Origin of the sequence: Shewanella septentrionalis, assembly GCF_025370265.1 — a bacterium.
Lineage (GTDB): Bacteria > Pseudomonadota > Gammaproteobacteria > Enterobacterales > Shewanellaceae > Shewanella > Shewanella hafniensis.
This window is the reverse complement of sequence record NZ_JAMTCC010000002.1, coordinates 84,813-101,138: the sequence shown is the minus strand read 5'-3', so window position 1 is coordinate 101,138 and position 16,326 is coordinate 84,813. Positions and strand designations below refer to the sequence as shown.

At 47.5% G+C, this 16,326-nt stretch carries 15 protein-coding genes; 12 read left to right on the top strand and 3 right to left on the bottom strand.

All coding sequences use genetic code 11. The features are described from left to right. The first annotated feature begins 117 nt into the window (after nucleotides 1–117). From rsxA to nth, 7 genes are all read left to right on the top strand, one after another. Nucleotides 118–696 carry an electron transport complex subunit RsxA gene (rsxA, locus tag NE536_RS01480; protein WP_006081543.1) on the top strand — a complete coding sequence of 193 codons (579 nt, stop codon included), beginning with the start codon at nucleotides 118–120 and terminating at the stop codon, nucleotides 694–696. A 1-nt stretch (nucleotide 697) separates the two neighbouring features. After that, complete coding sequence (gene rsxB, locus NE536_RS01475; RefSeq protein ID WP_261271567.1) at nucleotides 698–1,297, top strand: electron transport complex subunit RsxB; 600 nt, start codon at nucleotides 698–700, stop codon at nucleotides 1,295–1,297. Next, nucleotides 1,291–3,924, top strand: coding sequence for an electron transport complex subunit RsxC (gene rsxC / locus NE536_RS01470; RefSeq protein ID WP_261271566.1), 2,634 nt, complete (start codon nucleotides 1,291–1,293; stop codon nucleotides 3,922–3,924). Before rsxB ends, rsxC begins: the two co-directional genes overlap by 7 nt. Nucleotides 3,925–3,950: 26 nt before the next feature. Then, nucleotides 3,951–5,000 carry an electron transport complex subunit RsxD gene (gene rsxD, locus NE536_RS01465; RefSeq protein WP_220592905.1) on the top strand — a complete coding sequence of 350 codons (1,050 nt, stop codon included), beginning with the start codon at nucleotides 3,951–3,953 and terminating at the stop codon, nucleotides 4,998–5,000. Between the two features lie 56 nt (nucleotides 5,001–5,056). Continuing rightward, nucleotides 5,057–5,695: an electron transport complex subunit RsxG gene (rsxG, locus tag NE536_RS01460; RefSeq protein ID WP_106650416.1), complete on the top strand. Its 639-nt coding sequence runs from the start codon at nucleotides 5,057–5,059 to the stop codon at nucleotides 5,693–5,695. Continuing rightward, on the top strand, nucleotides 5,688–6,386 hold the full coding sequence (locus tag NE536_RS01455; protein ID WP_106650415.1) for an electron transport complex subunit E: 699 nt from the start codon (nucleotides 5,688–5,690) through the stop codon (nucleotides 6,384–6,386). The genes rsxG and NE536_RS01455 overlap by 8 nt, the downstream gene beginning before the upstream one ends. A 244-nt stretch (nucleotides 6,387–6,630) precedes the next feature. After that, the gene (nth, locus tag NE536_RS01450) at nucleotides 6,631–7,272 is read left to right on the top strand and encodes an endonuclease III (protein ID WP_106650414.1); all 642 of its coding nucleotides are present in this window, start codon (nucleotides 6,631–6,633) and stop codon (nucleotides 7,270–7,272) included. 11 nt (nucleotides 7,273–7,283) lie between these two features. Here nth and NE536_RS01445 read toward each other — a convergent pair whose 3' ends face one another. Then, nucleotides 7,284–7,541 carry a hypothetical protein gene (locus tag NE536_RS01445; RefSeq protein ID WP_261271565.1) on the bottom strand — a complete coding sequence of 86 codons (258 nt, stop codon included), beginning with the start codon at nucleotides 7,539–7,541 and terminating at the stop codon, nucleotides 7,284–7,286. A gap of 463 nt (nucleotides 7,542–8,004) precedes the next feature. Between NE536_RS01445 and gloA the strand changes: the two genes are divergently transcribed. Then, nucleotides 8,005–8,415: a lactoylglutathione lyase gene (gene gloA / locus NE536_RS01440; protein ID WP_006087315.1), complete on the top strand. Its 411-nt coding sequence runs from the start codon at nucleotides 8,005–8,007 to the stop codon at nucleotides 8,413–8,415. A 172-nt stretch (nucleotides 8,416–8,587) separates the two neighbouring features. Here gloA and msrQ read toward each other — a convergent pair whose 3' ends face one another. Together msrQ and msrP are read right to left on the bottom strand one after the other, a co-directional pair. Beyond that, on the bottom strand, nucleotides 8,588–9,256 hold the full coding sequence (gene msrQ / locus NE536_RS01435) for a protein-methionine-sulfoxide reductase heme-binding subunit MsrQ (protein WP_261271564.1): 669 nt from the start codon (nucleotides 9,254–9,256) through the stop codon (nucleotides 8,588–8,590). 43 nt (nucleotides 9,257–9,299) lie between these two features. Further along, nucleotides 9,300–10,334 (bottom strand): protein-methionine-sulfoxide reductase catalytic subunit MsrP, encoded by a 1,035-nt coding sequence (msrP, locus tag NE536_RS01430; RefSeq protein WP_126492015.1) that lies wholly within the window; start codon nucleotides 10,332–10,334, stop codon nucleotides 9,300–9,302. 263 nt (nucleotides 10,335–10,597) lie between these two features. Here msrP and rmuC point away from each other — a divergent pair, with 263 nt between their 5' ends. The 4 genes from rmuC (at nucleotide 10,598) to NE536_RS01410 (ending at nucleotide 16,267) form a co-directional block, all read left to right on the top strand. Then, complete coding sequence (gene rmuC, locus NE536_RS01425; protein WP_261271563.1) at nucleotides 10,598–12,154, top strand: DNA recombination protein RmuC; 1,557 nt, start codon at nucleotides 10,598–10,600, stop codon at nucleotides 12,152–12,154. Between the two features lie 146 nt (nucleotides 12,155–12,300). After that, a complete protein-coding gene (locus NE536_RS01420; protein ID WP_106650408.1) occupies nucleotides 12,301–14,226 on the top strand; it encodes a transglycosylase SLT domain-containing protein in 1,926 nt (641 codons plus the stop codon). Between the two features lie 239 nt (nucleotides 14,227–14,465). After that, entirely contained in the window at nucleotides 14,466–15,170 is a 705-nt protein-coding gene (locus NE536_RS01415) for an EAL domain-containing protein (RefSeq protein WP_261271562.1), read from the top strand. Nucleotides 15,171–15,355: 185 nt separating this feature from the next. After that, nucleotides 15,356–16,267 carry an AAA family ATPase gene (locus NE536_RS01410; RefSeq protein WP_261271561.1) on the top strand — a complete coding sequence of 304 codons (912 nt, stop codon included), beginning with the start codon at nucleotides 15,356–15,358 and terminating at the stop codon, nucleotides 16,265–16,267. Nucleotides 16,268–16,326 lie beyond the last annotated feature (59 nt).

Below are 16,326 nucleotides of genomic sequence, written 5' to 3'. Positions count from 1 at the left end.
CGGGTTAATTCGTCGCCAAAATTTACAGTAAAGATGGTTAACCCTGCATTCTATATGTTGTTTATGCATACGGAAAAGTCGATAATACGGCCAAGATCCGTTTAGAAAAGTATTAGGATGACTGAATATCTCCTCCTGTTGATCAGTACAGTGCTGGTCAACAATTTCGTTTTAGTGAAATTCTTAGGCCTGTGCCCTTTTATGGGGGTCTCCAGCAAATTGGAGTCCGCTATTGGCATGTCTATGGCGACCACTTTTGTGCTGACGTTAGCCTCAATTCTCAGTTATCTCGTCAACCAGTATCTGTTATTACCCTTTGATCTGAGTTACCTGCGAACCATGAGCTTTATTTTAGTGATTGCCGTTGTGGTGCAATTTACTGAAATGGTGGTGCAAAAAACCAGTGCCGCTCTGCACCGTGCCTTAGGGATTTACTTGCCGTTAATCACGACTAACTGCGCGGTATTGGGCGTTGCCTTATTAAACGTGAACGAGAAGCACGATTTTATCCAATCGGCTATCTATGGCTTTGGTGCTGCGTTAGGCTTCTCATTAGTGTTAATTCTCTTCTCGGCGATGCGCGAGCGTTTAGCGGCCGCCGATGTCCCCCTACCTTTCAAAGGCGGCGCGATTGCGATGATCACCGCAGGTCTTATGTCCCTCGCCTTTATGGGATTCACAGGATTGGTTAAGTAAGATGTCCGGAATTTTAATTGCAGTCATATTGTTGACCCTATTGGCATTAGTCTTTGGGGTGTTACTCGGTTTTGCCGCCCTTAAATTCAAGGTTGAAGGCAACCCGATTGTCGATGAGCTCGAAGCTATTCTGCCACAAACCCAATGCGGTCAATGTGGTTACCCAGGTTGTCGCCCTTATGCAGAAGCCATTGCCAATGGCGATAAAGTCAATAAATGCCCACCTGGCGGCACAGCCACCATGGAAAAGCTGGCGACCCTAATGGGCGTAGAGCCAGAGCCGCTGAATGCCGAAGCACAATCTCAAGTGAAAAAGGTCGCCTACATACGTGAAGACGAATGTATTGGCTGCACTAAGTGTATTCAAGCCTGCCCCGTGGATGCGATTATCGGTGCAGGCAAGCTTATGCATACTGTGCTGACAACCGATTGCACGGGTTGCGATCTCTGTGTTGAGCCTTGTCCCGTCGATTGTATTGATATGATCCCAGTCACCCAGAATCTTAAAAATTGGAACTGGCGCTTAAATGCCATCCCAGTGACTCTCATTCAAGAGATTCAGAACCAAGACCCACAGTTAGAAGAGGAAAAGCGGTGTTAACTTTATTAGATCAATTAGATAAAGGAACCCTTTGGCGCTCACCCGGTGGTATACATCCACCCGAAGTCAAATTCCTCTCGAACGCGACGCCGATTAGCCAACTGCCCTTAGCCGCTACGTACTTAGTGCCCATTCCTCAAGTCGGTGAAAACTGCACACTTGCGGTAAACATCGGCGATAGCGTATTAAAAGGCACACCGTTAACGCAAGGTACCTCCATTTGGCATTTACCTGTGCATGCGCCGACATCAGGCACTATCGTTGCCATTGAGCCAAGGGCCAGTAACCATGCTTCTGCATTGCCGGTTAACACTTGCGTTATCCAGGCCGATGGCAAAGACACTTGGTGTGAGCTGGTGCAAAATGATCTTGATGACTTAAGCCATCAACAGATGATCGATAAGATCCGTGCTGCTGGCATTGCAGGCATGGGCGGCGCAGCGTTTCCGACTCATATTAAGCTAAATCCAGTCAGTGAAATCGACTTAGTCATCATCAACGGCGTCGAGTGCGAGCCTTATATCAGCGCCGATGACAGATTAATGCGCGAATACAGCCAAGATATCCTCGCCGGTATTGGCATAATCCATCGATTATTAGCGCCAAAACGCATTGTTATCGCCATTGAAGACAATAAACCTGAAGCGGCCAAAGCCATGCAAGCTGCAGTCAACCAATGCGGACTCCCTGCAGGCAGCATTCGGGTGACGGTTATCCCGACAAAATACCCTTCGGGCGGTGAAAAGCAGTTAATTCAAATCATTACTGGCCGTGAAGTCCCGTCAGGGTCGATCCCCGCCAAACTCGGTATTGTGGTGCACAACGTCGGCACAGCCTTTGCCATTCATCAAGCAGTGACCCAAGGTAAGCCTTTGGTTGAACGCGTAGTGACTGTGACAGGCAAAAATGTCGGCAAACCGGGAAATTACTGGTTACCGATAGGCACGCCCGTTGATCACATACTGACGGCAACTGAATTCACGCCAGAAGCTGAACAAAAGGTGATTATTGGCGGGCCTATGATGGGCCATGCGTTAGCCAATATCCAAGTGCCAATTTTAAAAGGCACTAACTGTATTCTGGTACCCAGCAGCCAAGAAATTGGTAGCGCGCCAGAAGAGAAAGCCTGTATCCGCTGCGGCGAATGTGCCACTGCCTGCCCTGCACTCTTGTTGCCACAGCAACTTTTTTGGCACGCCAAGGCCGAAGAATATGACAAAGCCGCCAGTTACAATCTAAAGGATTGTATTGAATGCGGTTGCTGTAGTTACGTTTGCCCGAGTGATATTCCTTTAGTCGAGTATTACCGCATTGCCAAATCAGCACTTAAACAAGCCGCCGATGAGAAACAACAAGCGGAACGCGCTAAACAACGCTTCGATGCCCGCTTAGCGCGTCTCGAAGAAGAAAAACTTGCCCGTGAAGCTAAAGCGAAAGAAGCCGCAGAGCGCCGACAAGCGACGATGACAGGCACAGATAAAAATGCCGTTGCTGAGGCCATGGCACGCATCGCCGCGAAAAAAGCCGCAGCGGCACAAGCAGCCACAGGTGGAGCAACAATAGAACAACCAGCAACTGCAGAATTAAACGCCACAGCGACTGACACCACAGCAGCACCAAAGGGTAAGGCCGCCGTTGCCGCTGCCATCGCCCGTGCGAAGGCGAAAAAAGCCGCTCAAGCAAATACCGAGAGTACTAAAACACATGGTGTGGAAACAGATAGCGCTCAAATAGACAGTTCGGCGAATGTTGATGCGACTGAATCAGCCACTGATGCGATAGCGCAGGAAGCGCCGTTATCCCAAAAAGACAAAGTCGCTGCGGCGATTGCGCGCGCCAAGTCCAAAAAAGCGGCTCAGCAAACAGATACCGCAGCGCTAGAGCATGTTGATACCGCTGACAGCACATCAGAGTTAAACGCTGCTGATGATAAAAAGGCCAAAGTGGCTGCGGCCGTAGCCCGAGCCAAGGCTAAGAAAGCGGCGCAGCAAGCAGAAACCGCAGCTAGCGATACTCAAGTTAGTAATACTGAAGTTAGCGTTAATGACGTTAGTGTTAGTGACGTTAATGACGCTGAAGCCATTAAGAAAGCCAAAGTGGCCGCTGCCGTAGCCCGTGCCAAGGCCAAGAAAGCGGCGCAACAAGCTGAGACAAATGCTGAAAACGATTTAAGCCAGACCGCGACTCCAGCAGTTGATTTCAAAGCTAACGTTCAAGCAGATGTGAATGATGATACAGAAGCAGCCGCTACTGACATTAACGACGCTGAAGCGATTAAAAAAGCCAAAGTGGCCGCCGCAGTTGCTCGTGCTAAAGCGAAGAAAATAGCAGCATCAGCAGAGTCTAAAACTGATACTGATACCGAAATAGAGTCCGTTGACGTGATTCGAGCAGAAGCTAACGTGGCATCGCCCTCGATAGCAGCAATTAATACCATCACAACTGAAGCTGAAGCCGTTTTATCATCAGTGGAACCCACTGCAGAGCCCATTGAAACGGCGCAGTTATCCAGTGAAGAGCTTAAAAAAGCGCGGATTGCTGCGACCATCGCCAAGGCAAAGGCTAAAAAAGCGGCACTCGCCCAAGAAGCCAACGCTTCGAGCGACTCAAGTGTGACTAATGATTAAGAACAGAATGATTAAAAGGGAACACAATGGCGTTTAAAATAGCCTCATCACCCCATGTAACGCGTAACTTGCATACCTCAACGGTCATGCAAAGGGTGATTTTATGTTTACTGCCGGGCCTTGTCGTGCAATGTGCCTTTTTTGGCTGGGGCACACTTGTGCAAGTCTTGCTGGCGATCCTCGTTGCCTTAAGCTGCGAAGCCGCTGTGATGAAACTTCGCAATCGTGATATCAAAACGAGCCTTAGCGATAACAGCGCCATGCTCACCGCCATCTTAATTGGCGTTGCCATTCCGCCCCTCGCCCCTTGGTGGATGATAGTCATGGGCACCGCCTTTGCGATCGTGATAGTCAAGCACCTCTACGGCGGTTTAGGCCATAACCTGTTCAATCCTGCGATGGCGGCATACGTGCTGCTGTTAGTTTCGTTTCCGGTGCAAATGACCACTTGGATAGCACCGAGTACCGTTGCACTGCATTCACCAAGCCTTGTTGAAAGCTTGCAGCTTATCTTCAATGTTGGCGCGCACGTGAATATGGAGCAGTTCCGTTTAGGCATTGATGGCATGACAATGGCGACGCCACTCGATACCCTCAAAACCGATTTATCCATGGGATTAACCACTACAGAAAGTCTCACCAAAGCCATTTTTGATGGCAGCACAGGTGTAGGTTGGTTCTGGGTCAACTTGGCTTATCTTGCTGGCGGTTTAGTGTTGCTTAAACTTAAAGCTATTCGCTGGCACATCAGCACTGGCGTGTTATTAGGCCTCTTTGTGGCATCGAGTATTGGTTTCTTACTCTCACCCGATAACCAAGCCAGTCCGTTGCTGCATTTGTTTTCTGGCGCAACCATGTTAGCGGCGTTTTTTATCGCCACCGATCCCGTTACTGCCGCAACCAGCCCCCGTGGCCGCATTATCTTCGGCGCGTTAATTGGTGTGTTGGTGTATATCATCCGCACGAAAGGCGGTTACCCTGACGCCTTTGCCTTTGCCGTATTATTGGCTAACCTCTGCGCGCCCTTTATTGACTATTACGTGCGTCCACGCACCTATGGCCATTCAACGAACTAAGGTCATGCTAAGCGATAGCATCATTCTGCGGGCAACGAGAGCTTAAGGAAAAAGAGTTGAAAAATCCGATGATTAAAAATGGTTTTTTATTGGCATTGTTTGCCTTGATTTGCACTGGGCTCGTCGCCGCAGTCAATCAACAAACCGTCGATAAAATTAAGCAGCAAGAACAGCAAGAGTTAATGCGAGTGTTACATCAATTAATTCCTGATGAAATGCACGATAACGAGCTAACGGCTCAGTGTACTCTGCTGCTAGATAAAGACGCATTAGGGACTGACAGCCCAATGCCCGCCTATATTGCCACTCGAGCAGGCAAACCTGTGGCCATCGCCATTGAAGCCATCGCGCCCGATGGCTATAACGGCAATATAAAATTAATTGTAGGTATCAAAACAACAGGTGAAGTCCTCGGTGTTCGCACCTTAGCCCACCAAGAAACACCTGGGCTTGGTGATAAAATCGATCTGCGTAAATCCAATTGGGTCACTCAATTTGTCGGTAAAGTTTTAAGCTCGGCAGATGATAAACAATGGTTGGTTAAAAAAGACGGTGGCGATTTTGATCAATTCACTGGCGCAACTATCACCCCGCGTGCTTATGTCAAAGCAGTCAAGAACGCAGTAGGATATTTCAATAATAACCAAGCGCAAATTTTCAGCCAACCACTAAATTGTGAGGCTAACCATGGCTAATTATCGCGAAATTGCTTGGCAAGGTTTGTGGAAGAATAATCCTGGCCTAGTGCAACTATTAGGCTTGTGCCCGCTGCTTGCGGTCACAGCGACGATCACGAATGCGCTTGGGCTTGGCCTAGCGACTATGTTGGTGCTGATTGGCTCTAATATTTTAGTGTCACTGGTGCGCGACTATGTGCCCAAAGAAATTCGTATTCCAGTATTTGTGATGATCATCGCCGCGTTAGTGACCACAGTGCAATTGCTCATCAATGCCTATGCCTACGGTCTGTATTTATCCCTTGGGATCTTCCTGCCATTGATTGTGACCAACTGCATCATTATCGGCCGCGCCGAAGCCTTTGCCTCGCGTAATAACGCCTTTAGCGCTGCCTTCGATGGTTTGATGATGGGGCTCGGTTTTACCTTAGTGCTGACCGTATTAGGCGCAACGCGGGAAATCTTAGGTCAAGGCACACTGTTTGATGGCGCCGATCAACTGCTCGGCCCATGGGCAAAATCCTTAACCATCCACTTATGGCAAGTCGACACTCCTTTTCTACTCGCTATGCTGCCACCTGGCGCATTTATCGTGATGGGACTATTGATTGCATTGAAAAATGTGATTGATAAAAAAGTCAAAGAACGCCAGCCTCAAGTCGCCGCAGAACCCAGTGTTACCCGCGCGCGCATTACTAAGGTCGGTTAGGCTTTCAACCTAACACCTCCTATTCAAGCATCAAAAAGAGTATTATGTTCACCGCTTAATGTGCGCTCAGCGCACATTAAGCGACTGGAATTGAGCCATATAATTTCAAACATACGCACTCAACATAAGCACTCAAAGCATAGGAAATCAGCGGGTCTAGGTTTTAGCTCGTTCAATCATGATTAATGGCCAATTGACAATAAATGATTAACAGTTGAATCCAACAACCGCGCAGGAATCGTACATGAATCAAGAAAAACGCATCCAGATCCTCACCCGTCTTCGCGATAACAATCCGAAACCTGAAACCGAGCTCAATTTTTCCAGTCCCTTCGAACTTTTAGTCGCCGTGACCTTATCCGCCCAAGCGACGGATGTGAGCGTCAACAAGGCAACGGACAAACTCTTTCCTGTAGCCAATACCGCCCACAGCATTTATGCCTTAGGCGTGGATGGATTAAAGGAATATATCAAGACGATTGGCCTGTATAACAACAAAGCCATCAATGTGATCAAAGCCTGTGAGATCTTGATTGAGAAATACAATGGTGAAGTGCCTGAAAACCGCGAAGCACTTGAGTCCCTGCCCGGTGTAGGGCGCAAAACGGCTAACGTAGTGCTCAATACCGCCTTTGGCTGGCCAACCATCGCCGTCGACACCCATATTTTTCGCCTCGCCAATCGCACTAAATTTGCGCCCGGCAAGAACGTGGTTGAAGTGGAAGAAAAAATGCTAAAAGTGGTTCCCGCTGAATTTAAAGTCGATGTGCATCACTGGTTTATCCTGCATGGCCGCTACACTTGCCTTGCGCGCAAACCCCGCTGTGGTAGTTGTATCATTGAAGATTTATGCGAATTTAAAGAAAAAATTTATCCTGAAGAGTAAACCCAAGCCAGTTAGCCTTGGCTTTTCTTCTCTAGCAAACTGACTAACTCTTCATATTTCGGCCCTTGCCCAAATTGCGGCAAGGCCACTGCAAAGACCACGAGTCCAAAGGCCATATAAATGGCGAACTCATTGACCCACAAACCAGATATCGTCAGTCCAGTACCCAGCACGACTAATGCAATCACAGCTAACCACACTTTCTGCGCCATCTGTACTTTTCGCTTAGCCGATGCAATTAATGCTATTTCAGTTTCGCTAAACAACATTTTCCAATCCTTGTTAAGTTTTACGTGCATTAAATCACAGACAAACAAAAAGCCGCAATAGCGGCTTTTTTGCTTAACTTGGAGCTGGGTTAACTCAAACTAATATTAGTAGTTAAAACATTGAAACAAAGAACGCGCTGAAAAATAAAGCAATTACAACTGTAGTGCCTAAGGCCATTTTAACTTCGGTGTTCATCATTCACTCTCCTAGTTGGTATGGCTGTATTATCGTCAACCTCGCGGTAAAATCCCACGTTTGTCTCTGTGTTTTGTGAGCGACAGCCAATTTATCGGCAATTTTCTTATCACAATCCGCAAATTCGCCCTTCGACAGCCAGCGTTTTCCTATCCTAACCAATCGAATTGATCAAGTGTGATAAAAACACCATGGATGAGATTTGTGGTCATGCGCAGAGACATTTTTGATATACTCCCCACCGGAATCTATTTAGAGAGAGGACCTATGTCGCAACTATTACACACTATGATCCGCGTCGGTAACTTAGAACGCAGTATTGCTTTTTATACTGAAGTGCTCGGCATGAAACTACTTCGTACCTCTGAAAATCCAGAATACAAATATTCTTTAGCTTTCGTGGGTTACGGTGAAGAGTCCACAGGCCAAGCCGTGGTTGAACTGACCTATAACTGGGGCACAGACAAATACGATTTAGGCACAGGCTTTGGCCACTTAGCGATTGGTGATGAAGATATTTACGCCCGTTGTGCTGCAATTGCTGCAGCCGGTGGCAAAGTAACACGCGCCCCAGGTCCAGTCGCAGGCGGCACCACTGAGATTGCCTTTGTTGAAGATCCAGACGGTTATAAAATTGAGTTCATCCAAATGAAATCGGCGACTCAAGGTTTAGGTTAAGTCTTGCCACCTGAGCAAGAAGATTAACTGAGCTAGATTAAGTGAGCAGAACAGTTCGCTAAATGATAAATGCCGAATCTGGATTCGGCATTTTTGTTTTTATAATTTATATCTTGCGTTAGGCACAAAGAATCGTAAAACAAGCCAACGATTCACCGCTCGCACCTTGCATTTAAGCTGATTTTATCGACGTTTTATCTTGTCCACTGGTCGTCTTTTTCACGGTTTTACTCATCCCTCTGCGGTTGAGGATGCGCTTAAGCCAAGGCGTGCGCCATAGCAATAACACGCTAAAACCTAAGATATACAGACTCGGCTCGATAATTTCCGATTTAACCGACCAGTAAAAATGGATTGGCGCTAATATCGCGACTAAATACACCCCATTATGCAAGGTCTGCCAACGACGTCCCATCTTACGCATCAAGGCTTTAAACGATGTTATCGCCAAAGCGGTGACGATAAGATAAGCCACTGCGCCGACTAAAATATACGGCCGTTTTACCACCTCGCTAAACAGTAATTCCCAAGCAAATAACAGATCTAAACTAAAAAACGCCAAGATATGCAAGGTGGCATAGGCAAACACATATAAGCCCACTAAACGACGAGTCTGCATCAACAGCCCTTGCTTAGTCAGCTTGGCAATGGGTGAAATCAGTAAGGTCGCCGCTAAAGCATTTAACGCACCTATGCCTGTGTAGTGAATAATATGCTGCACAGGATCGCCGCCCGCACGGCCTAACACGACAGTGAGCACTAGGTAGACGATGGGCACTAAACCCAGCAAATGAAATAACGCTTTTAGCCAAAACAAGTGCTTAGCGGTTAATCTCAACATAGGTCATCCCCGCTAAATGGCATATTTTCAAACAAAACAAACATCAATAGTTTTTCCTCAGATCCATGCCGTCATACAGTGAAGCCACAAACTCGCCGTAACCGTTGAACGGCTGGGTATCGATGCGGGTTGCTGAGAATAACCCTCCCTCGCCAATACGACGTTCACTGGCCTGTGACCAGCGTGGATGATCCACCGCCGGATTCACGTTGGCATAGAATCCATATTCATGCGGAGCAAGTTGATTCCAACTTGTTGGCGGCTGTTTATCCATCACGCGAATTCGCACTATCGATTTAATGCTCTTAAAGCCATATTTCCACGGCACCACCAAGCGAATGGGCGCGCCGTTCTGCGGCGGCAGGGTTTTGCCATACAAGCCAACCGACATTAAGGTTAAATCGTTCATGGCTTCGGCTATCGTCAAGCCTTCAACATAGGGATAATGAATACCACCGCCCATTAATCGGCTCTTCTGCCCCGGCATTTGCTCAGGATCAAAAGCGGTTTCGAAGGCGACATACTTGCCCTTGTTGGTCACACCGACTTTTTTCAATAATGCCGCCAGCGGAAATCCCACCCAAGGGATCACCATGGACCAAGCTTCAACGCACCGCAGACGATAATTACGCTCCTCAAGCGGGAACATTTTGGTGAGATCATTAAAATCTAACGTCATGGGGCGTTCGACTTCACCTTCAATACGCAGTTGCCAAGGATCAACTTTAAAGCCTTGGGCATTATTGAAGGGATCTTGCTTATCCGTGCCAAACTCGTAAAAGTTATTGTGTTGCGTCACCTTATCAAGCGGGGTTAACACATCGGCATCACCGTATTGCTTATTGGTTTGAAACGTCAGTGGTGTCGTGATAAATGAGGACTTAGGCTGATCGCCAAATAGATCGAACAGTCCGGCCTGCACGTAACCGGGCACACTGGCACCAATAGCACCAAGCCCCATGGCTTTCACAATCTGCCGGCGCGAGCGAAACACCGCTTCGGGTGTTACTTGGTTGTCTTGCATGTGCCACTGCGCTTTTTTAAGAATACCTGGGGTAAAACGGGAATGTTTAGCCAATTGACACCTCTACCATCCAATGATTAACGCCACCGAGTCGCGATAAAATCTATCTGGCGCTCGTCTGTATCGCTCACTTTTATGCTCACCTTAATATAGACAGGTAAAAGCCAGAAAAACTTTCCACCCGTGAATAAATTCACCTTAAACGTATAAGACTTGCTCATTCAAGCATTAAGCGCAGATATAGTTGATTAAAGGGCTTGAAGCCTGTTAGGGGGCATGCGAACCTAAGCGCCAAAGCTAAAGGAGTGCTATTGATCATGCCATTTTCTCAATCTTTTTCCGTCGCCGAAATCATCGGCCTTCTCGCCATCGCCTTCTTAGGCCTGTTGATCGGTGCCCTGCTCAACCAAAGACTCACCCGCCAACGCTGGCAACAACATAAAGACCAACTTGAGCAAGAGATGCGTCAAGTAAATGAAGATGCTGAATTATCCTTAGCACAGCAGCAAATTTTGGTCGATGACAAAGAAGCGCAACTACGTCAATACCAACAGCGCCTTGAGCTTAAAATTGAACAATTAGGTAAAGCCGAGGCCCTAGCCGAACGCGTTCCCACCTTAGAGCAGCAATTAAATGACAGCCAGCGCCGTCAGTTAGAAATTCAATTGGCCCTGTCGAAATCCAATGCCATGCAGCAAACCATTCAAGCCAAGGCCGATGCCCAGCAAGAATCGCTGCAGGATAAAATCGCCAGCCTAGAATCGGCCGAAGTGCGCTTACAAACCCAATTTGAAAACCTCGCCAATCGAATCTTTGAAGAACGTAGCGAAAACTTTAAGCATCAAAATGCCAACCAACTCGAAGGCGTGCTTGGGCCATTGAAACAACAGCTTGAAGGATTCAGACAGCAAATTCGTGAATCCTACACCCACGAACAGTCCGAGCGCAGCGCCCTTAAACATCAACTTGAGCACCTGCGAGATCTCAATCTGAAGATGAGCCAAGATGCAATCAACCTGACCAAAGCGCTCAAGGGTGATAACAAGCAGCAAGGTAACTGGGGTGAAGTGATCCTCGATCGCGTCCTGCAGGAAAGCGGCCTACGCGAAGGCCATGAGTACCATACCCAGCAAGATCTCAAAGACGACAATGGTAAGCGCTTTAAGCCGGATGTGATTGTGCATCTGCCGGAAAATAAAGACGTGGTCATCGATGCTAAGATATCGCTGGTCAGTTATGAGCGCTACTTCAACAGTGAAGATCCGGCACTGCGCCAACAGGCCATTAATGAGCATGTGATCTCGATTCGCAGCCACATTAAAGGCTTAAGTCAAAAGGATTATCAAAATCTGCACGGGCTTAAGAGCCTCGATTATGTGTTGATGTTTATTCCTATTGAACCAGCTTTTTTACTGGCGTTAGAGCATGACCCTAGCCTAGTGAATTTCGCTCTTGAGCAGAATATCATGTTGGTAAGCCCGACGAATTTACTGGTAGCCCTGCGCACCATTAACAACATTTGGCGCTACGAATATCAAAACCAACATGCGCAAACCATTGCTAAGCAAGCGGGTCGAATTTACGACAAGTTATGTGGTTATATTGAAGACATGGAAAAACTCGGCCGCGCCTTAGATAACGCCGAAAAAACCTATCACAGCGCCATGAACAAGCTGTCATCGGGCAAAGGCAATCTAGTGCGTCAAGCCCACTTAATGCAGCAACTCGGGGTCGATACCAGTAAACAGCTGGATAAAATGCTGTTAGAAAAAGCGCTCAATGAAGCCCAAGACGACAACGATACACAGGATGACGCGGAGCAGACGCTGCCGCCAACGCGCAATCCTAAGGACACAGAACTCGAACCCGCATAAATCCAGAATGAGATAGAGAGTTGAGAGACTGAGTTGATTACAAAGTTGAAAAACCTAATTGATTAATAAAGTTAAACACTCACCAATAACCTTGAATCGATACGGACATGTCGATTGATACCTTGATGCCCGGAGGCAAACGCTCCATGTGCAAAGCCGTGATGAATGTGGTTATATCCAGCGCAATATTGCTCGCAGGCGCCTTGAATGCCCCTTCTGCATTCGCGTTAACGCCAACGCAAAAAACTTTCCTTGAGGCCGAAAAAGCCTTAAAGAAACAAGACTATGAAGTCTATAAACCCCTACGAGCAAAATTAGGTAATTATCCGCTGGCGATTTATTTAGACCATGATATCGACATAGGCGATCTCAATGGTTTGCATGGTGCTGCGGCAAAAAATCTGATTGATAAGTATCAAACCACGCCTATGTACAACAGGTTAAGGTCTAAATACTTAAACAATGCGGGAACCCAAAAACGTTGGAATGATTATCTTGCGATAAGTCCCGATGCCCCTACCGACATCCGCCTGCAATGTTATTACTACGAGGCAAAACTCGCCAAGGGCGATGTAAAGACGGCTTACGCGGCGGCGCAATCACTGTGGGTCTTTGGTAGTTCGCGGCCAAAAGAGTGTGATCCCCTGTTCAACGCTTGGACCAAAGCGGGTAAACGCACTCAAGATGTGATCTGGGCGCGGATGATGCTGAGTTTTGAAACTGGCGAAACCAGTCTGCTGAGCTTTTTATCCCAGAAAATCACCACCCATAACAACGAAGCGAAGCGTTTAGTCGCTGTCTATAAAGATCCAAACAGCCTACGCCATACCGAAAAGTTTAAGGATAAAAATCCGATTGTCGGCGACATAGTCGCAGCGGGATTAAAACGCCTTGCCCGCAAGGATCTCGACCAAGCCATCAATTTGTATGAACGGTATCAAAAGGCAAATCGTTTTACGCCAGCACAAGCCCAACAGCTGGATAAATACTTAGTTCGCCGTATCTTAATCGAACAAGATGATAGCCATAAAAGCTATGTTGATAATGTGCTGGCCGAGCTAAAAAGTGACGACTTATTTGAACGCCGCTTAAGATGGGCCATTCGCGATCACGACATGCGCAGCATTGCCCGTTACTTGAACTTGCTGCAACCAGAAACCTTAGCTAAGGAACGCTGGCAATATTGGCTCTATCGCACCAATGCCAAAGATGCGCCTGAAAGTGCCACTAAGGCTCTTGCGACAATCAGCAATGAACGTAATTTTTACGGTTTTGCCGCCGCACAATTTTTAAATAAACCCGTCTCGCTGAATCAAAGCCCAGAGCCTATCGTCGACGCCAGCAGCCAAAAATTAACCGATGATCTGGGTTTTGTGCGGGTGCAAGAGCTGATGGCGCTGGACCGTTATTTCGATGCGCGCTATGAATGGATTTCGCTACTAAAACGCAGTGACAATACGATGCGAGCCCGTTACGGCCGTTATGCCCATGAGCAAGGCTGGTATGATTTCGGCGTCGAAGCCAGCATACAAGGTAAGTTGTGGGATGACATTCCCCTGCGCTTCCCGATGGCGCACCAAGAAGGTTTTGAGCATGCCAGTAAAAAGCACAAAGTCAACATAGATGAGATTCGCGCGATCAGCCGCCGCGAGAGCGCGTTTTATCTGTACGCGACCTCAGGCGTGGGTGCCCGCGGCTTAATGCAAATTATGCCAGCAACCGCTAAAGCAACCGCCAAAAAACATGGGGCCAGATATAGCGATCCTAAGGATCTTTATAGTGCCGAGCTTAACCTCAACCTTGGCAGTGCTTACTATGCCCAGTTGTTGAAGGAGTTTAACCAGAACCGTATCCTCGCGACCGCCGCCTATAACGCAGGCCCGTCACGAGTGCGTCGCTGGTTAGCAAATTCAGATGGCAAACTCGATGCTATGGGCTTTATCGAAGCTATTCCCTTCACTGAGACCCGTGAATATGTGCAAGCCGTTTTCAGCTATCGATTGATTTATGAAGCGCAGGAGCAAAAAGCGCAGCCATTATTCAGCGAAGCTGAACTTAAGTTTGCTTACTAAGTCGCAACCTAAAATGGAACTCGATGCTCAGCAGTATCGAGTTCCTACTTTTCAGCATACCCTAAGATAATGCTCATGCTTTAACCGCCTAAAATTCTTAATGATATTCTCTAAATTCAAATAATTAGCAAAGCGAATAATTATTCAGCAGTCACGCCGTTTTATCGTAAACTTGTTTGCACTGCGAGTGATTAAATGCGAATAATTAGTATTAATGCATTAAGACTCCCATTAGGCCCATGATTAACCTTAGCTCGTTAACACTTAGCTGCGAATACCAACCCTTTGTCGATCCCCATACGTTAGCCATCGACGGCTATGAAGCCTTAGCGCGTTTTTATCTACCTAATGGCGATGCGGTTGCACCCAATATCGTGTTCGAGCAATTGCATGAATCCACAGAGTTGCTCGCCGCCGTTGAATATCAAGCCAAGGCATTTCAACTCGCTCACGCGCCCAGCCAGCAGCGTATTTTTATCAATGTCGATCCCCACGCAGTCGATGGGCCACATACTGCCAAGCTTATAAAGCTGTTATCGCAATACCAGCAAATTACGGTCGAGATCATTGAAAATACCTGCATTAGCGATGCTCAACTGGCCAATCAGTTATTCGGCCAATTTAAACAAGCGAATATCCAAGTGGCGCTCGATGATATTGGCGCGCCCCACTCCATGCTTTGTGTTGATTTGATGATGAATGTGGATTATCTCAAGTTCGATCGCCATTGGTTAACGCACATCACGCATCCTGAAGGCGTCCAGTTACTCATAGCGCTGATTAACTTTGCCAAGCAAACCAACAAACAGTGCATTTTAGAAGGCATAGAAACTGAAGCTCACTTAGCCTTTGCGCGAGACATAGGCGTAGACTTAGTCCAAGGCTTTTTGTTTAAATCCTGGTTTATTCGCCCCACCAGCAGCCAAGCGCTGTGTCTTGCATAGCTCTACGCGCCGCCCTTTGACTTTGCGCCACCAGCACACGCAAGCCTAAACGTCATTCAGTCGAGTAATTGATTTCGCACTAGAAATGCCACTGGATAAGCAGGCGATGATCCGCCATAGTGGTAAAGCTTGTCTGCTTTCGCATGCACTTTCAGTTACGCTTTTAAATGTATTAGGAGTCGCCCGTGGCACAATCTGGGATCAGCGAATTACTACAACAACTCGAACAAGTGTTGCTGGGCAAGCCAAGGCAAATTCGGCTTGCCTTGACCTGCATTCTCGCCCGCGGCCACCTGCTGATTGAAGATTTACCCGGCATGGGTAAAACCAGTATTTCCCATGGCATAGCCCAAAGCTTAGGCTTGAGTTACCAAAGAATTCAATTTACCAGCGACATGCTGCCCGCTGATATTCTCGGCGTGTCTATTTTTGATAAACATCAGGCGCAATTTATTTTCCATCCAGGGCCGATTTTTAAGCAGATGATCTTGGCCGATGAAATCAACCGAGCCAGCCCTAAGACCCAAAGCGCCTTGCTTGAAGCGATGGCAGAACAACAAATCTCCGTCGATGGCATCACCCACAGATTGCCCAATCCTTTCTTTGTGATCGCGACCCAAAATCCCACCGATCAATCCGGCACTTTTCCGCTACCAGAATCGCAGCTCGACCGGTTTATGATGCGTCTATCTATTGGTTATCCAAGCCACGACGCCGAACTTGCGATGCTGAAGAGCAATCATAACCACTTAACCTTAGATCAACTGCCCCAATGCCTGACGCCACTGGCCTTGATGCAACTGCAAGAACAATGCGACAAGGTCAGCGCTTCCGATGCTTTACTCAATTACATTCTGGCCTTAGTGAATTTTTCTCGCAGCCAAAGTGATAGCGTGGGTTTATCGCCCCGCGCTACCAAAGCCCTATTGCAAGCCGCTAAAGCATGGGCTTTTTTAGCGGGCCGACATTATTTAGTTCCCGAAGATGTGCAAGCGGTATTTTGCTGCGTGGCGGAGCATAGACTCAGAACCAGTAGCCAATTACAGGGTGAAGCCTTATCCGAGCGAATTCTGGCGAGCGTTAACCCCATCATGTGATGAACCGCTGTCATGAACAATATTGCTAAGGCATGCAGTTAATCGAGCAGTTAACCTAG

Coding starts and splice junctions, on each gene's coding strand:
- rsxD (WP_220592905.1), top strand. CDS start 3,951: ATGGCGTTTAAAATAGCCTCATCACCCCATGTAACGCGTAACTTGCAT.
- NE536_RS01415 (WP_261271562.1), top strand. CDS start 14,466: ATGATTAACCTTAGCTCGTTAACACTTAGCTGCGAATACCAACCCTTT.
- rmuC (WP_261271563.1), top strand. CDS start 10,598: ATGCCATTTTCTCAATCTTTTTCCGTCGCCGAAATCATCGGCCTTCTC.
- NE536_RS01445 (WP_261271565.1), bottom strand. CDS start 7,541: ATGTTGTTTAGCGAAACTGAAATAGCATTAATTGCATCGGCTAAGCGA.
- nth (WP_106650414.1), top strand. CDS start 6,631: ATGAATCAAGAAAAACGCATCCAGATCCTCACCCGTCTTCGCGATAAC.
- NE536_RS01455 (WP_106650415.1), top strand. CDS start 5,688: ATGGCTAATTATCGCGAAATTGCTTGGCAAGGTTTGTGGAAGAATAAT.
- msrQ (WP_261271564.1), bottom strand. CDS start 9,256: ATGTTGAGATTAACCGCTAAGCACTTGTTTTGGCTAAAAGCGTTATTT.
- gloA (WP_006087315.1), top strand. CDS start 8,005: ATGTCGCAACTATTACACACTATGATCCGCGTCGGTAACTTAGAACGC.
- rsxA (WP_006081543.1), top strand. CDS start 118: ATGACTGAATATCTCCTCCTGTTGATCAGTACAGTGCTGGTCAACAAT.
- rsxB (WP_261271567.1), top strand. CDS start 698: ATGTCCGGAATTTTAATTGCAGTCATATTGTTGACCCTATTGGCATTA.
- NE536_RS01420 (WP_106650408.1), top strand. CDS start 12,301: ATGTGCAAAGCCGTGATGAATGTGGTTATATCCAGCGCAATATTGCTC.